Genomic DNA, 15,161 nt, shown 5'->3' on the forward strand with positions numbered 1-15,161 from the left:
AAGAGGGAGAAATATTGATGATATATATTGATGGTGTAGTTGGAGTAGGGAAAAGTACTTTGGCTAAAATAATTTCAAAAGAATTGGAGATGGAGTTATATAAAGAACCAGTTTATGACAATCCAATATTAGAGAAATTTTATTATGATAAGAAAAAATATAGTTTTCCTCTTCAAGTTTTTTTTCTAAATAAAAGGCTAGAAATGGTTAAGGATGCACATAAAAAAGGTAGAGGAGTATTTGACAGATCAATATATTGTGACAGAATATTTGCAGATATTTTAAATTCTGATGGAGATTTGATTGAAGATGAATATAACCTATACTTAGAACTTTCAAATAATATGTTTCAATATTTACCAAAACCAGATTTAGTAATATACTTAGAAACAACTATAGAAAATGCAATTAAAAAGATAAAAAAAAGAGGAAGAGAATTCGAACTAGGAGTAGAAGTAACTTACTGGGAAAAATTGAATAAACACTATTCAGAATATTTTAAAACTTATTCTGAAAGTAAAATTATAAAAGTAAATGTAGATAATAGAGATTTTATAAATAATGAAAATGATAGAAAATTTATAATTGAACTTATAAAAAGAGAGCTTTGCTTATAGAGCTCTCTATTTTTATTTTTTTAAGGAGGCGAAATGGAAATTAGAAACTCTAAAGAAGATGAAAAAAAAATTGCTAGTTATATTTGGCGTGATGCATTTAACGACGATAAAGAATATATAGATTGGTATTTTGAAAATATACATAAAGACAGTAATCTATTGTTAGCAATTGAGAAAAATAAAATAATAGGAATGGCATACAATAATTCCTATAAATTTAAAATAGAAAATTATATAGATGAAAGTTACTATATTTTAGCAGTTGGAGTTGTACCAGAAAGAAGAGGAGAGGGAATTATGAAATCCCTTCTGCAATCTTCTTTAAAAAATGCAAAAGAAAATGGTTCTATATCAATCTTTTTATCTCCAATTGATTCTAATATTTATACTAGATTTGGATTTGAATATATTAGTAATTTAGAAAAATATAGTTGTAGTATTAAGAATCTTTCACAATTTGAAAAAAAATGTAAGCTAGAAATAGTTGATGAAAAAAATATTTATAATCTTGTTGAATTTTGTAATAGATATTTAGAAAGCTTTAGCTTAGCAACAATTAAAACTGAACAACATCTTAAAGAGTTAATTTCTGAAACTTTACATGAAAATGGGAAGTCATATATTGTGAGAGATACTGAAGAAGGTATAATTGGATATGTATCATATATTCTAAAAGATGATGTAGTAACAGTAAAAGAGATATTATCTTCATGTAAGAAGGGTTATGTTTCAATTTTTAATTTTTTATATGGTTATTCAAATTATTATTCAAACATTGTAATTTATGCACCTACAGGCAGTAATTTAAATTTATATTTCAAAAGAGAAAATTCTTTAAAAAAGGAAATAATCCCAAAAATGCAAATGAGAATATTAGATGTTTTTAAAACATTGGAGTTATTAAAATCTAGATTAAAAAGTGAAGAAAAAATTACTATAAAAATTCTAGATGATATTTTTGAAGAAAACGATGGAATTTATGAGATAACAAAAGAGGAAGTTAAGAAATCTAAAGATTTCATAGCCGATTGTGAAATAAAAGTTGGAACTTTAAGCCAAATTATAGCTGGATATCTTAATTTTATGGATTTTTTAAAACTTGAAAGAATAAATATACTAAATGAAAAGAAAATTGATATTTTAGATAAAATAATTGTAAGTAAGAAGTCGTATTTTAACCAAGAATTTTAAAGTAATGGACAATTTTAATGAGTTATTATAAAATAACTCAGGAGGTGGATTATATGACGTATAGCAAATTAGAAGAATATTTAAATTCAATAACACATTATATTGGAGCTGGATTGTCGATTTTAGGATTGGTAATTTTAATAAATAAAGCGATGTTGACAGGAAAGGTTGGATATACGGTTGGAAGTATAATTTTTGGAATAGCTATGATTATACTCTATACTATGTCTGGAACATACCATATTTTAAATCACGGAAAATTAAAAAATATATTTAAAATTTTAGATCACTCAGCAATTTACCTTTTGATTTCAGCATCTTATACCCCTTATATTCTAACTTGTTTGGAAGGTCCTAGTAAGTGGATTATATTTTTTGCACAATGGGGAATGGCTGTATGTGGAATAATTTTTAAGACATTTTATATTAATAAATTTAAAAAATTATCAACAGTAATTTATTTATTAATGGGATGGATGGTAGTTTTTGTTTTTAAAGATTTAAAGTTATCTATGAGTGCATTATCTTTAAATTTCCTAATTGCAGGTGGAGTAACATATAGTTTAGGAGTGATATTCTATTCTTTAAAGAATGTGAAATATTTCCATGTTATTTGGCATCTCTTTGTAATTGGTGGGAGTGTCTTAAATTATATGTCAGTATACTATCTATATTAAGGAGATAATAATGAATATATTAATTTTTCAGAAAGATTTAAGCGTTTGTAACTATCTGAAAAAAGGATTAAAAGAGTTGGGGTATACAGTTGATATTTCAAATAATGAAGAAGAGATTATGGATATGGCGATTAATACTGAATATGATCTTTTAATTTTAGATGTTATTGGAAAAAAGATAAATGGAATAGAAATTTGTAAAATAATAAAGAAAAAATATGGAAAAATTAAAATTTTATTTATGAGTGAAGAAGAGGATGTAGATTTAAAAATTAAAGCTTTGGATAGTGGTGGTGACGATTATATAGTAAGACCATTTAACTTCAGAGAATTATCAGCAAGAATCAGAGCTATACTTAGAAGAGAAAGTAAAAGTTTTGAGAGCATTTTAAGAGCTAAAGATTTAACACTAAATCTAATGAATAGAGAAGTAAAAAGAGCGGAAAAAATATTGGATTTAACTGTCAAAGAATTTGCACTCTTAGAATATTTAATGAGAAATAAAAATTTAGTTCTAACGAGAACAATAATAAAAGAAAAAATATGGAGTATTGATTTTTTAACTAATACTAATATAGTAGATGTCTATATAACCCATCTTAGAGAAAAAATAGATAAAAATCATTCAGAGAAGCTTATTTATACTGTAAGAGGAATCGGCTATATATTAAAAGATTAAAAAAAGATACACATATTATTGGGAGGAAAAATGGATTTTGTATTTGATCGAAATAAAACAGCAATATATTATAAAGGAGTGGCTTATTCTTTTAAAGATATAATCGAAATGTCTAAATTTTATTCATCTAAAATTGATATAAAAAGAAATGACATAGTAGGAGTTTTTATAGAAAATAGACCTGAATTTATAGAGTCGGTATTTGCAATTTGGAATAAAAAAGGTACATCTGTTAATATTGACAGTGGATATGATGCTGATCAGCTAGCATATGTTTTAAAAGATTGTTCTCCAAAGTATTTATTTACTACTGAGAAAAATTTTGAAATAGCAATAGAGGCTAAAAAAATAGCATCTTCAAATATTGAAATTTTAAAAGTTGAAGATTTAATAAAACCTGCTGATTTTAAAGTAGAGAAATGTACAATAGAGGCTCCTGAAAAAGATGATATTGCAGTAATGCTATATACTTCTGGAACAACTGGAAATCCAAAAGGGGTTATGCTAACTATTGATAACTTAATGTCTAATATAGATGCTGTAAACGAAATAAATTTAGTTAATGAAAACGATAGCGTACTTGCGATGTTACCATTCCATCATATTTTACCTTTTAACCTAACACTACTTATGCCACTTTATTTTGGATGTAAAAATGTTATATTAGAAGAATTATCTTCTGAAGCTATTAAAAAGAATTTAGCAGAGCATAAGATAAGTGTAATGATTGGTGTTCCAAGAATTTGGGAGATGTTTCATAAGGGAATAATGGCAAAAATAAATACAGGGAAAGTTACTAGAGGACTATTTAATCTTTGTGAGAAGATGAATAATAAAACTTTAAGTAAGAAAATATTTAAAAAAGTTCATGAAGCTTTCGGAGGGAATATCAGAATATTAGTTTCCGGAGGAGCTAAATTAGAGCCACAAATTTCTAAAGATTTTTCAACATTAGGATTTAATATGCTTGAGGGATATGGGTTAACAGAAACTTCGCCTATTATAGCTTTTAATAGACCAAACGACAATGTTCCTGGAACTGTTGGAACTACAATCCCAGGAGTTCAAATTAAGATAGCTGAAGATGGAGAGATAATTGTAAAAGGTAGAAATGTAATGAAGGGTTACTATAATAAACCTGAAGCTACGGAAGAAGCTATTGATAAAGATGGATGGTTCCATACTGGAGATTTAGGAGCTCTTGAAGGTAATCATTTAACAATTATTGGAAGAAAAAAAGAGATGATAGTATTATCAAATGGTAAAAAAATAAATCCATCAGATGTTGAAGCTGAAATTATGAAGGGAACAGATTTAATAGAGGAAATTGCAATTACGGATTATGATAATCATTTAGTTGCGATAATTTATCCATCATTTGAAAGAATGGCAGAAAAAAATATTACAAATATAAAAGAAGCACTTAAATGGGAAATTATAGATAAGTATAATGTAACAGCTCCAAAATATAGAAAAATATTAGATATAAGAATAGTTAAAGAAGAGTTACCAAAAACTAAACTAGGAAAATTAAGAAGATTTATGTTAAAAGATCTTATAAAAGATGATGTTGAGTCTAACGGAAATGAAGAGATAAAGAAAACTCAAGCAACAGCAAAAGTAACTCCAGTATCAACTTCAAAAGAATTAGAAACTAAAGAGTTTAAAAGTATTGCAAAATATATAAAAAAATTACATGATGTTGAAGTTTATCCAGAGGCATACATTGAAATTGATTTAGGAATGGATTCTTTAGACATTGTTGAACTTATTTCATTTATAGAATCAAATTTTGGTGTAGAGATTCATGAAATGGATTTTGCAAAAATAAAAACAGTTGAACAGCTTTGTGAATTTATAAGACAACATGGTGGAAACTACAATGATAAAGATATAGATTGGCAAGAAATTTTTAATGAGCCTGTAGATTTTAAAATTCCTCATTCAGCAACTTCAGGAAAAATTCTTAAAACTATAACAGCGCCAATTTTTAAATTCTATACAAAGCTAAAAAAAGAAGGTATGGAAAATATTCCAAAAGATCCAGCTATATATATTGGAAATCATCAAAGTTTCTTAGATGGATTTGCATTAAATCAAGTTTTTTCTAAGGAAAAGATGGATAATACTTATTATCTGGCAGTTTCTGATCATTTTGAAAGTAGCCTTAGAAAATATTTGGCAGATCACGGAAATATATTATTATTAGATATTAATAAGAATCTAAAAGAGACTTTACAGATATGCGCAAAAGTTTTAAAAGATGGTAAAAACTTAGTTATCTATCCAGAGGGTGCTAGAACTAGAGATGGAGAAGTTCAAGAGTTTAAAAAAGCTTTTGCTATTTTATCAAAAGAATTAAATATTCCTGTAGTTCCAGTTGGGATAAAGGGAGCTTATGAATTAATGCCATATGGATCTAATTTTCCAAAGTATGGAGAACTAGAAATAAAAATATTCCCTAAGATAGAACCAAAAGATTTAACAGTTGAGGAAATAGTGGAAAAAAGTAGAAGCATTTTGGAAAAATGGATTCAAAACTAAGTTTAGAATGTTGTAAAAAAATATATTTTGTGCTATAATCACTTGTATTTTATAAAACACCTGTAATACAACAAGGGAGGATATTTTGGAATTTGTAAGGGATTATGGCAAAACTGCTGTTATATATGATGGAAAAGAATATTCATATAAAGAAACTATAATAGGCGCTAAAAGTTATAAGAATCTTTTAAAAATAGAAAAAGAAGATAAAGTTGTGATTTTCATGGAAAATAGACCAGAATTTATATATGCCTTTTTAGGTATTTGGGATAAAGGCGGAACGACTGTGTGTCTTGACTCATCTTTTGGAAGTGAAGAACTTGAATATTATTTAAAGGATTGCGAGCCTAAGTATATATTTACTTCTGAAAAAAATTATAAAGCAGCAGTTGAGGGATTGAAATTATCTGGAAAAGAATCAATAATTTTAAATGTAGATAATATAGAGATGGACTATAGAGGAGAGGATATGATTTTAAACTCTCCAGAAAAAGATGCTGTAGCCTTAATGCTATATACTTCAGGAACAACTGGAAGCCCAAAGGGAGTAATGTTAACTTTTGATAACATTTTAGTAAATATCGAAGGACTTGATAAATACCAAATGTATAAAGAAAGTGATAGAATTTTAGCACTTCTTCCAATGCATCATATTTTTCCATTACTTGGATCTGGGATTATTCCTCTTTCAAGAGGAGCTACGATAGCTTTCATAAAGGAGCTTTCTTCTCAGGCTATGACAGATGCACTGAAAAATTATGAGATATCTATTATGATTGGAGTTCCTAGACTTTGGGAAATGCTTCATAAAAAAATAATGGAAAAAATTAATTCTAATCCAGTGGCAAAAAAGTTATTTAAAATATGTGAAAAATTAGAAAATAAAAATTTAAGTAAAAAAATATTTAAAAAAGTTCATGAAGGATTTGGAGGGAAGATTAGATTCTTTGTTTCTGGAGGTTCTAAATTAGATCCAAAAGTTTCAAAAGACTTTTTAACTCTAGGTATCGATGTTTGTGAAGGTTATGGGTTAACTGAAACTGCGCCGATGATTTCATTTACTCCAATAAATCAAGTGGTACCGGGATCTGCCGGTAAGATAATGCCAGGAGTTGAAGTTAAGATTGCTGAAGATGGAGAAATTCTATCAAAAGGTAGAAACTTAATGAAAGGTTATTATAATAAACCATTGGAAACGGCCGAGGTAATAGATGCTGATGGATGGTTCCATACAGGAGATTTGGGAGAATTAAAAGGTGAATACCTTTATGTGACTGGAAGAAAGAAAGAAATGATTGTACTATCAAATGGAAAGAATATAAATCCGATTGATATAGAGATGTGGATTATGGGTAAAACGGATCTTATACAGGAAATGGCAGTGATAGAGTATGAATCTTTATTAACAGCAGTTATTTATCCTAATTTCCAAAGTATTCAAGAGAATCACATAACAAATATTGGAGAAACTTTAAAATGGGGAGTAATAGATAAATACAATAATACTGCTCCAAACTATAGAAAAATTCTAGATATAAAAATAGTACAAGAAGAACTTCCAAAAACAAAGATTGGAAAAATAAGAAGATTTATGGTTCCAGAATTGTTAAAGGAGAAAAAAATAGAAGACATAGTAATAGAGACTCCAAATTATGAAGAATATATTGCTATTTCAGATTATTTAAAAGATGTGAAGAAGAAGGAAATATCACCAACAGCTCATTTAGAACTAGATTTAGGAATGGACTCTTTAGATATTGTTGAACTTATTGCATTCTTAGAAGGAAGTTTTGGAGTTAAAATTACAGAAAATGTTTTAGTAAATAATCCAACAGTTGAAAAATTATCAGAATATATAAGAGAAAATGCAACTGGGATGGATATAACTGAAACAAATTGGGGAGAGATTTTAAAAGTTGAGTCCTCTGAATTTCTTCCAAAGTCAAATTCTGTTGGAACAGTTATAAACACTTTATTTAAAATACCATTTAGTATTTATATAAAAATAAAGAAATCAGGATTGGAAAATTTAGATATAAATTCACCAGTTATATTTGTTGGAAATCATCAAAGTTTTCTAGATGGATTTATTTTTAATCAATCTATAAGTAAAAAGATTTTTAATAATACGTATTTTCTTGCTAAAGTTGCCCATTTTAAAAAGGGAGCTTTAAAGTATATTGGAGAAAATTCTAATCTTATTCTAATAGATATAAATAAAAATCTTTCGGAGACACTTCAAGCAGCGTCTACAGCTCTTAAAAATGGCAAGAACATAGTTATCTTCCCTGAAGGTGTAAGAAGTAGAGACGGGAAGATGAGAGAGTTTAAAAAGGCTTTTGCAATTTTAGCTAAAGAGATAAATGTAGATGTAATTCCTTTTGGAATAAAAGGAGCGTATGAACTTTATCCAGCCAATGTTAAATTTCCAAATAGTGGAGAAGTAGAAATTAAGTTTTTCCCTAAGATTTCAAGTGAAAAACTATCATATGAGGAGATTGTAAAAAAATCTCATGATACAATAGAAAAATGGGTTCAAGAATAAAAAGTGCAGAGCTTATAGGCTCTGCACTTCTTTTTTAATAATTTGTTGGTTTTATCATAAAATATGCTTGATCATGATTACAAACAGGGCATACTCCAGGAGCACTTTCACCCTCATGAGTATATCCACAGTTCATACATTCCCAAGATTCTTTTTTATCTTTTTTGAAGATTTCTCCAGCTTTTAAGTTCTCAAGAAGAACTCTATATCTATTTTCATGTTCTTTTTCAATTTTTCCGACAGCTTCAAAAAGGAAAGCAATATTTGCAAATCCTTCTTCTCTTGCTTCTTTAGCAAATCTATCATACATATCAGTCCACTCATAGTTTTCACCTTCAGCAGCGTATAATAAATTTTCCATAGTAGAAGAAATTCCATCGTTAAGAAGTTTGAACCAAATTTTTGCATGCTCTTTTTCATTATTAGCAGTTTCCTCAAAAAAATTAGCTATTTGAACATAACCATCTTTTTTAGCCTGACTTGCAAAATAAGTGTATTTATTTCTTGCTTGAGACTCTCCTGAAAAAGCTTCTAATAAGTTTTTTTCAGTTTTTGTACCCTTCAACTTTTCATTCGCCATAACTTGCCTCCATTTTTAAGTAATTAATTTAAAAATTTTATAACTGTTATAGATTAACTAAGTTGATAATATTATATATTAATAGAGAAGTCAAGATTAAATTATTTTATAAGAGCACTAGCAATAACTCTTCCATCTTTGTCATAAAAAACTACTCCTTGACCTGGAGTGATTGCTCTTACTGCCTCTTCTGTAAATACAACTTTGACAGTATTTGAATCTAAAAGTTCTAGTTTACAAGGATGCATCTTATCTCTAGATCTAGTCTTTGCAAAACATTCTATCCCGTTTAAATCTTCTACATTATCTAAAGTAAGAAGATTTAAGTTATCTCCAAGAAGTTCTTTTTGTAAAAGCTCTTCATTTGAACCGACAATTACACTATTTGTTGTAGAATCAAGCTTTAAAACATAGATAGGATCTTTTGATGAAATCCCTAACCCTTTTCTTTGTCCTATAGTATAAAATGCAAGTCCACTATGTCTTCCTAAAATTTTACCTCTAGTTGTAACAATGTTTCCTGGTTTATTTACTGCTCCATTACTTCTTTCAGATAAAAACTCTTTTAATTTTCCGTCATCTACAAAACAAATTTCTTGAGAATCTTTTTTAGCATAAACTCTAACTCCAAGTTCTTTAGCAAGTTCTCTAACTTTAGGTTTTTCCATATCTCCAATTGGAAATACTAGATACTTTAAGTTTTCTTTTTTTATTTGAGATAGGAAGTAAACTTGATCTTTATTTGGATCATTACCAACAGAAAGAGTTCCATCTTTAATTTGAGCATAATGTCCAGTAGCCATAAAATCTGCTCCTTTACTTAGAGCAAAGTTTAAAAATTCTCCAAATTTAATGTGTCTGTTGCATATCATGCAAGGATTAGGAGTTTTTCCATTTTTATATTCATCAACAAAATAATCGATTACTTTATCTTTAAAAGAATCAGTTGCATCTAAAAGATAATATGGAATTCCTAAGTCATCACAAACTTTTTTGGCGTCAGCATCTTCATCTTTACAAGTTTTCATTGTAACACCAAAAATATTATATCCTTGTTTTTTTAATAGATATGCAGTTGTAGAAGAATCTACACCACCACTCATTGCTACTGCAATAGTGATTTTTTCATTTTCTTTATTATAAATTACATTCATAAATACCATCCTTAAATTTTTCTATTATTATTTGTAGAAGGCAAACACAATAGCTATAACACCAAAAATTAAAATAACTAAACCAGAGTATTTACTGATTTTAACCAAAACTTCACTCGTAACTTTTTTCTTAAAATTATATAAAATAAATGTTGTCAAAAACCAAAGAGATGCTCCACCAGAAAGTATTCCACTAGCTAATTTAAGAGGAGTTTCTATACCAGTAGATCCTCTTACTCTTAAAGTGGCATAAAGACCAGCTATAACTAATATACTAGAAACATTAAAAAGAGAAATAACTAAAGTTCCTAAATAGTCCTGTAAAAGAGTTTTATTTTCATTGCTGATGTCTTTTATATCAACATTTCCCCTAAATTTTTTATACCCAATCCATATAAGAGCTACTCCTATAAGAATTTTAAGAAAGGGTTCATATTTGATAATTAAAAAGTCTATTTGATTTACAAAAAGATAAGCTAAGACTCCATAAATTATATCTACAGTTACCATCCCCATTGCAGAGACATAACCTTCTTTTTCTCCCTCTATAAGAGTTTTTTCCATACAATAGATCCCAACCGGACCAAAAGGTAAAGAAAGAAAAAGTCCAGTAGCAAGCCCTTTAAAAAATATAATGTCCAATTCAAATCCCTCCAGTGTAAAAGATGTGAATGAAATGAAATCTAAAGTTATTTTTTAGATTCTATTTCTGAGAGTTTAGTTTTTACGAGATTAAAGAAATATTCTCGATGTTCTTCATTATCTCGAATATCAAGATTATCGACATTTATAATTAAAACATCTGAAAGATTATAGTTTCTAAAGTAATCGGTATAGTTCTTATTTAAACTTTCCCAATAATTTCTATCAACTATTTGCTCATAATCTCTGCCTCTTTCTTGAATTTTTTTTATAGCATTACTAGTAGTTGTTTCTAAATAAATCATAAGAAGAGGTTTATCTATATTCTCAAGCATATGAATAAGAAGGTCTTCGTATAAAGAAAATTCTTCTTTTGTCATATCACCATCTTCCATTAGCATTTTAGCAAAAATAACATCTCCATAGATACTTCTATCCATGATGCATTTGTCTAAAGCTGCTGCTTCCTTTATCATTTCAAATCTTTTATTTAAGAAGAAAATCTGAGTTGGGAAAGCATACCTTTTTCTATCGTAATAAAATTTATCCAAAAGAGGATTGTCTACAACCGGTTCTTTAAAAAGCTTCATTTCTAACTCTGAAGCTAGTAGTTCTCCTATCGTACTTTTACCAACCCCTACAACACCATCTATACAGATAATATTCTTCATTATCTTTTCACCTATCTTCATTTTTTTAAAATAATTTTTGTAAAACATATCTACCTCACAACTTTACTGTAATACTCCTTTTTGAAGGAATCTTTTTAGATTAGCTATAATCATATTAATAGCGATTATATTTTCTCCACCTCTTGGAATAATAACATCTGCATATCTCTTACTTGGTTCACAAAACTCTAGGAACATAGGTTTTACTGTTTTTAAGTATTGATCTTTAACAGAATTAAATGTTCTTCCTCTTTCCGTTATATCTCTCTCTACTCTTCTTAATAACATTTCATCTGCATCAGTGTCAACAAATATTTTAACATCGAATAATTCTCTAATTTCGGGAACCGCAAATATTAAAATACCTTCAACGATAATTATTTTAGAAGGATGAAGATGGACAGTTTCAGATTTTCTTGAGTGAGTTTTAAAGTCATAGATAGGTCTTTCTATAGATTTACCATTTTTTAAACTTAATAGTTGGTCTCTTAGAAGTTCAAATTCAATTGAGTTTGGATGATCAAAATTTACTTTTGCTCTCTCTTCTATTGAAAGGTCAGAGAGTTCTTTATAGTAAGCATCTTGTTCAACAAGTATTGCATCCTCAGATTTAAAAGCTTTCACTAACTTATGCGCGATAGTAGTCTTTCCACTTCCACTTCCTCCAGCAACACCTATAAAGATACAATTATTCATTTATTAATTTCCTCCTTTAAGCTAAACAAACATTCTGATTATATAATTTCTACATTTCAATATTATACCATAAAAGTTATTTAAAAATAAAATATAAATTAATAGACGATTTTTTTTTTTTAGAGTATACTAAAATGAAATGAAACTATCTAAAGAGAGATTGTAAGAGGATAAAATGACTGAGAAAGAAATAGAAAATCAAATGTTAAAATCCCTAAATAAAATACCTTTTGAAATAAGAAAGATAAAATTCATATTGAGTGTTTTAAAGAAAGTAAAAAGTCTAAAAAATACGTTTAGATTTTAAAGGAGGACAAATATGACAGAAACGTTAATAAAAAAAATAGATAGTATATCTAGAGAGTTTGAAAGAAGAGGGTACTTCATAAAAGATGACTTATATGAGCTTTTTGAAGCCAGAGAAGATATCGCTGAAAAATTAGAGAATATAAAATATAAAAAAATAGAATTTTTCGATATAAAAGAAGAAGATTCTGTTGGATTCACATTAGAAGATGTTCAAGTAAATTTCTTTTTAGAATTTGGTGAAGATGAAGAAGGGCCTTGGTATGAAGCAGAGGCGGAAGTATTTTTCTTTTAATAAACAATATAACTATAGAAGGGAGCAGATGCTCTCTTTTTTATTTATTTTAATAATTTTTAATTGAGAAATTTAAGGTTATGAGATATACTTATAATTGATAAAATGTATTTATAGGAAGTGAGGGATAACCATGAGTTTTTTTCATAAAATAAAAGAGGAAGAAAAAATTAATCTTTTTTTGGGAGATTTCATAGGTGGGATAACTGGGTATCCTACTAGAACAGAATTATCTAAAATTTTAACTAAAGAGATGAAGGATAATGTCAAAAGTTATGTAAAAAAAACTAATTCTCTTTTTCATGTATCACAGATATACTTAGATGGAGTTGTTGGAAGTAAAGCTACACTATCAGGAAAGTTAAAAAGTTTTTTTGAGTATAAAAAAACTAAAAACGATCTTTATAGTGTTATTTTAGATTCGAATATAGTAGACACAATAATTACAACTAATTTTGATACATCGCTAGAAGATTTTTATTCGGATAGAATTACAAAGTTTAATCCATATTTTGAAATAGAAAAAAATGAGACTGATGAAAAAATGGCTTATTATAAACTATTTGGAGATTTTGATAATCTTGATAAGGTATGTGTATCGAAACAAGATTTTAGAAAGCTGAAAGTCTTGCCATTTTACGCAGAGTATTGGAAAGCTATTGAAAATCAAATGAGAAAAAATAGTACAGTATTTTTAGGGGTAGATTTAGATGACCCAGATTTTATAGAGGTTCTTTCTGTAATGTGTAATAAAGAAAATTTAAATAATTTATATATGGTAACATCATCTTCTGTTGTAAGTCCTACAGTGATAGAGACATTGAATAATTTTAAAATTAAATTATTAACTTACAATGAAACAGAGTTTCTAAAAGGTATGAAAGCAATGTTTGAGAACCAACAGGATGAGACTAAACAAAGCGAAGTAGTTTTAAAAAAAAAAGCTCTCTCGGTAACTTCTGACGTTGACAATAAATTCAACGGGAAAGTAGAAACAGCCTTAGAAGTAAAATATTCATCATTAAAATTAGATAAAATTCTAATAAAATATTCAAATATTTTTAGCGGAATAAATTTTGAAGATGTAACTACACTAGGGGTTACCGATATAGAATATAAAAATATTAGAATAAAAGGTTGCTATTTAAAAGTTTTAACTAGTAATTCTATGAAGATTCTAGAGATTAAGAGTAGAGAGTTTAAAATTGGTATTCAAGTGGAACATTCACCAGGAGGAGGGATTTCTCCAGTTGGTTCAGGTTTATATTATGAAATTTTTGAAAATCTTAACAATACAAGATTACTTTGGGTGATAAATTTATTTATAGATATATTTAGTGGAATAGAATTAACATTTAAAAGTAAAAAAATAAAAGGTTCGGTTAAAACAGAGAATAGGATTGAACTTTTAAAGTTTAAAACAATTTTAGAAACAGTTGAAAAATTGATAGGTGATTATCCTAAAGAAAAAATATCTGAATTGAAAAATAATTTTTATACTTTTCAACTTTTTGAATATTTTAAAAAGAATGAAAGTATAGAAACTTGGATGAATTTAGATTTAGAAAATCAATTTGAAATTAATCCAGGAGATGTATTGGATTTCCGTAGAAGTTATAAGGTGGATATAGATAATTCTACTTATAATTTTGTAGAAAAAATCCAGTTACTTGATTCAATCACAGAAAATGAAATTAAAGGGAATAGAATTAAGGCTTATAGAAAGCTTTGTAAAATTACCTTTGAATAAAGATAAATAACGAGGTGGAAAATGCTTATTAAAAAGTTGAACAAAGAAAAATTCTTTGAAGAATTTTCTATAACAGAGGAGTATTTTCAATCTACAGGATTAGATTGGAATGAGTTAGAAAAAATATATCAAGATTACTTAACTTTAGTACCATACTTGGAAAAAGAAGCAGAGCATATATTGTCAAAACTCATTGATGCTGGTGGAGTTCATTCTATAAGAAGAAGAGTAAAAAAGCCAGAACATCTAATTGAAAAAATAGTTAGAAAAGGAACAAAATACGTTGATAGAAATATTAATGTAGATAACTATAAAGAGATTATAACAGATTTGATAGGGATAAGAGTACTACATCTATTTAAGGATGATTGGAAGAATATTCATGAAGAAATAACAAGGCTTTGGGATACTAAAGAAGTTCCTCAAATTAATATAAGAAGGGGAGATTATAATTTAGAAAAACTCAGAGATAGTATAGCAGACTTGAACTGTGATATTATAGTTAGAGACCACGGATATAGATCAATTCATTATTTGATTGGTGTACCAGTTACTAAGTCTGATCAAGTTTTAGTAGAGATACAGGTTAGAACGGTTTTTGAGGAGGCCTGGAGTGAAATAGATCATCTCATGAGGTATCCTTATGACATTGATAACCCAGTAATTACAGAATATTTAGCTATTTTCAATAGAATTGTTGGAAGTGCAGATGAGATGGGAATGTTTATAAAGAAAATGAAAAAAGAGTTTTCAAATGAAAAAGAATCGGATTTTAGTTCAAGAGAACTAGATATGAAATTTAGATAAATAAAAG

The 15,161-nt window shown here is 27.7% G+C and carries 15 protein-coding genes; 10 read left to right on the top strand and 5 right to left on the bottom strand.

The window, feature by feature from the left end:
* Positions 1-17: 17 nt before the first annotated feature.
* From H3N56_RS09775 to H3N56_RS09800, 6 genes are all read left to right on the top strand, one after another.
* Complete coding sequence (locus H3N56_RS09775) at positions 18-617, top strand: deoxynucleoside kinase (protein WP_185880997.1); 600 nt, start codon at positions 18-20, stop codon at positions 615-617.
* A 33-nt stretch (positions 618-650) separates the two neighbouring features.
* The gene (eis, locus tag H3N56_RS09780; RefSeq protein ID WP_185880998.1) at positions 651-1,808 is read left to right on the top strand and encodes an enhanced intracellular survival protein Eis; all 1,158 of its coding nucleotides are present in this window, start codon (positions 651-653) and stop codon (positions 1,806-1,808) included.
* 53 nt (positions 1,809-1,861) lie between these two features.
* Positions 1,862-2,485 carry a hemolysin III family protein gene (locus H3N56_RS09785; RefSeq protein ID WP_185880999.1) on the top strand — a complete coding sequence of 208 codons (624 nt, stop codon included), beginning with the start codon at positions 1,862-1,864 and terminating at the stop codon, positions 2,483-2,485.
* Between the two features lie 10 nt (positions 2,486-2,495).
* Entirely contained in the window at positions 2,496-3,164 is a 669-nt protein-coding gene (locus H3N56_RS09790) for a response regulator transcription factor (protein WP_185881000.1), read from the top strand.
* A gap of 30 nt (positions 3,165-3,194) precedes the next feature.
* Positions 3,195-5,708: an AMP-binding protein gene (locus H3N56_RS09795; RefSeq protein WP_185881001.1), complete on the top strand. Its 2,514-nt coding sequence runs from the start codon at positions 3,195-3,197 to the stop codon at positions 5,706-5,708.
* Positions 5,709-5,793: 85 nt separating this feature from the next.
* Positions 5,794-8,253 carry an AMP-binding protein gene (locus tag H3N56_RS09800; RefSeq protein WP_185881002.1) on the top strand — a complete coding sequence of 820 codons (2,460 nt, stop codon included), beginning with the start codon at positions 5,794-5,796 and terminating at the stop codon, positions 8,251-8,253.
* Between the two features lie 34 nt (positions 8,254-8,287).
* Here H3N56_RS09800 and rbr read toward each other — a convergent pair whose 3' ends face one another.
* From rbr to udk, 5 genes are all read right to left on the bottom strand, one after another.
* On the bottom strand, positions 8,288-8,833 hold the full coding sequence (gene rbr, locus H3N56_RS09805; RefSeq protein WP_185881003.1) for a rubrerythrin: 546 nt from the start codon (positions 8,831-8,833) through the stop codon (positions 8,288-8,290).
* 101 nt (positions 8,834-8,934) lie between these two features.
* Complete coding sequence (gene mnmA, locus H3N56_RS09810) at positions 8,935-9,987, bottom strand: tRNA 2-thiouridine(34) synthase MnmA (protein WP_370521066.1); 1,053 nt, start codon at positions 9,985-9,987, stop codon at positions 8,935-8,937.
* Positions 9,988-10,014: 27 nt separating this feature from the next.
* Positions 10,015-10,629 (bottom strand): LysE family translocator, encoded by a 615-nt coding sequence (locus tag H3N56_RS09815; RefSeq protein ID WP_185881005.1) that lies wholly within the window; start codon positions 10,627-10,629, stop codon positions 10,015-10,017.
* Positions 10,630-10,676: 47 nt separating this feature from the next.
* Entirely contained in the window at positions 10,677-11,348 is a 672-nt protein-coding gene (locus H3N56_RS09820) for a deoxynucleoside kinase (protein ID WP_185881006.1), read from the bottom strand.
* A 15-nt stretch (positions 11,349-11,363) separates the two neighbouring features.
* On the bottom strand, positions 11,364-11,996 hold the full coding sequence (gene udk, locus H3N56_RS09825) for a uridine kinase (protein ID WP_185881007.1): 633 nt from the start codon (positions 11,994-11,996) through the stop codon (positions 11,364-11,366).
* A 175-nt stretch (positions 11,997-12,171) separates the two neighbouring features.
* Here udk and H3N56_RS13380 point away from each other — a divergent pair, with 175 nt between their 5' ends.
* The 4 genes from H3N56_RS13380 (at position 12,172) to H3N56_RS09840 (ending at position 15,154) form a co-directional block, all read left to right on the top strand.
* Positions 12,172-12,303, top strand: coding sequence for a hypothetical protein (locus H3N56_RS13380; protein ID WP_255492172.1), 132 nt, complete (start codon positions 12,172-12,174; stop codon positions 12,301-12,303).
* A 12-nt stretch (positions 12,304-12,315) separates the two neighbouring features.
* Entirely contained in the window at positions 12,316-12,597 is a 282-nt protein-coding gene (locus H3N56_RS09830) for a hypothetical protein (protein ID WP_185881008.1), read from the top strand.
* Between the two features lie 133 nt (positions 12,598-12,730).
* Positions 12,731-14,347: an SIR2 family protein gene (locus tag H3N56_RS09835; RefSeq protein ID WP_185881009.1), complete on the top strand. Its 1,617-nt coding sequence runs from the start codon at positions 12,731-12,733 to the stop codon at positions 14,345-14,347.
* A 27-nt stretch (positions 14,348-14,374) separates the two neighbouring features.
* Entirely contained in the window at positions 14,375-15,154 is a 780-nt protein-coding gene (locus tag H3N56_RS09840; RefSeq protein ID WP_185881118.1) for a GTP pyrophosphokinase, read from the top strand.
* Positions 15,155-15,161: the final 7 nt, after the last annotated feature.

It is taken from the genome of Cetobacterium sp. 2A (assembly GCF_014250685.1).
Lineage (GTDB): Bacteria > Fusobacteriota > Fusobacteriia > Fusobacteriales > Fusobacteriaceae > Cetobacterium.

What these genes read in the sequence shown, in the direction of transcription:
- H3N56_RS09820 (WP_185881006.1), bottom strand. Translation starts at nt 11,348, where the DNA reads ATGTTTTACAAAAATTATTTTAAAAAAATGAAGATAGGTGAAAAGATA.
- rbr (WP_185881003.1), bottom strand. Translation starts at nt 8,833, where the DNA reads ATGGCGAATGAAAAGTTGAAGGGTACAAAAACTGAAAAAAACTTATTA.
- H3N56_RS09775 (WP_185880997.1), top strand. Translation starts at nt 18, where the DNA reads ATGATATATATTGATGGTGTAGTTGGAGTAGGGAAAAGTACTTTGGCT.
- H3N56_RS09790 (WP_185881000.1), top strand. Translation starts at nt 2,496, where the DNA reads ATGAATATATTAATTTTTCAGAAAGATTTAAGCGTTTGTAACTATCTG.
- eis (WP_185880998.1), top strand. Translation starts at nt 651, where the DNA reads ATGGAAATTAGAAACTCTAAAGAAGATGAAAAAAAAATTGCTAGTTAT.
- H3N56_RS09830 (WP_185881008.1), top strand. Translation starts at nt 12,316, where the DNA reads ATGACAGAAACGTTAATAAAAAAAATAGATAGTATATCTAGAGAGTTT.
- udk (WP_185881007.1), bottom strand. Translation starts at nt 11,996, where the DNA reads ATGAATAATTGTATCTTTATAGGTGTTGCTGGAGGAAGTGGAAGTGGA.
- H3N56_RS09835 (WP_185881009.1), top strand. Translation starts at nt 12,731, where the DNA reads ATGAGTTTTTTTCATAAAATAAAAGAGGAAGAAAAAATTAATCTTTTT.
- H3N56_RS13380 (WP_255492172.1), top strand. Translation starts at nt 12,172, where the DNA reads ATGACTGAGAAAGAAATAGAAAATCAAATGTTAAAATCCCTAAATAAA.
- H3N56_RS09785 (WP_185880999.1), top strand. Translation starts at nt 1,862, where the DNA reads ATGACGTATAGCAAATTAGAAGAATATTTAAATTCAATAACACATTAT.
- mnmA (WP_370521066.1), bottom strand. Translation starts at nt 9,987, where the DNA reads ATGAATGTAATTTATAATAAAGAAAATGAAAAAATCACTATTGCAGTA.
- H3N56_RS09795 (WP_185881001.1), top strand. Translation starts at nt 3,195, where the DNA reads ATGGATTTTGTATTTGATCGAAATAAAACAGCAATATATTATAAAGGA.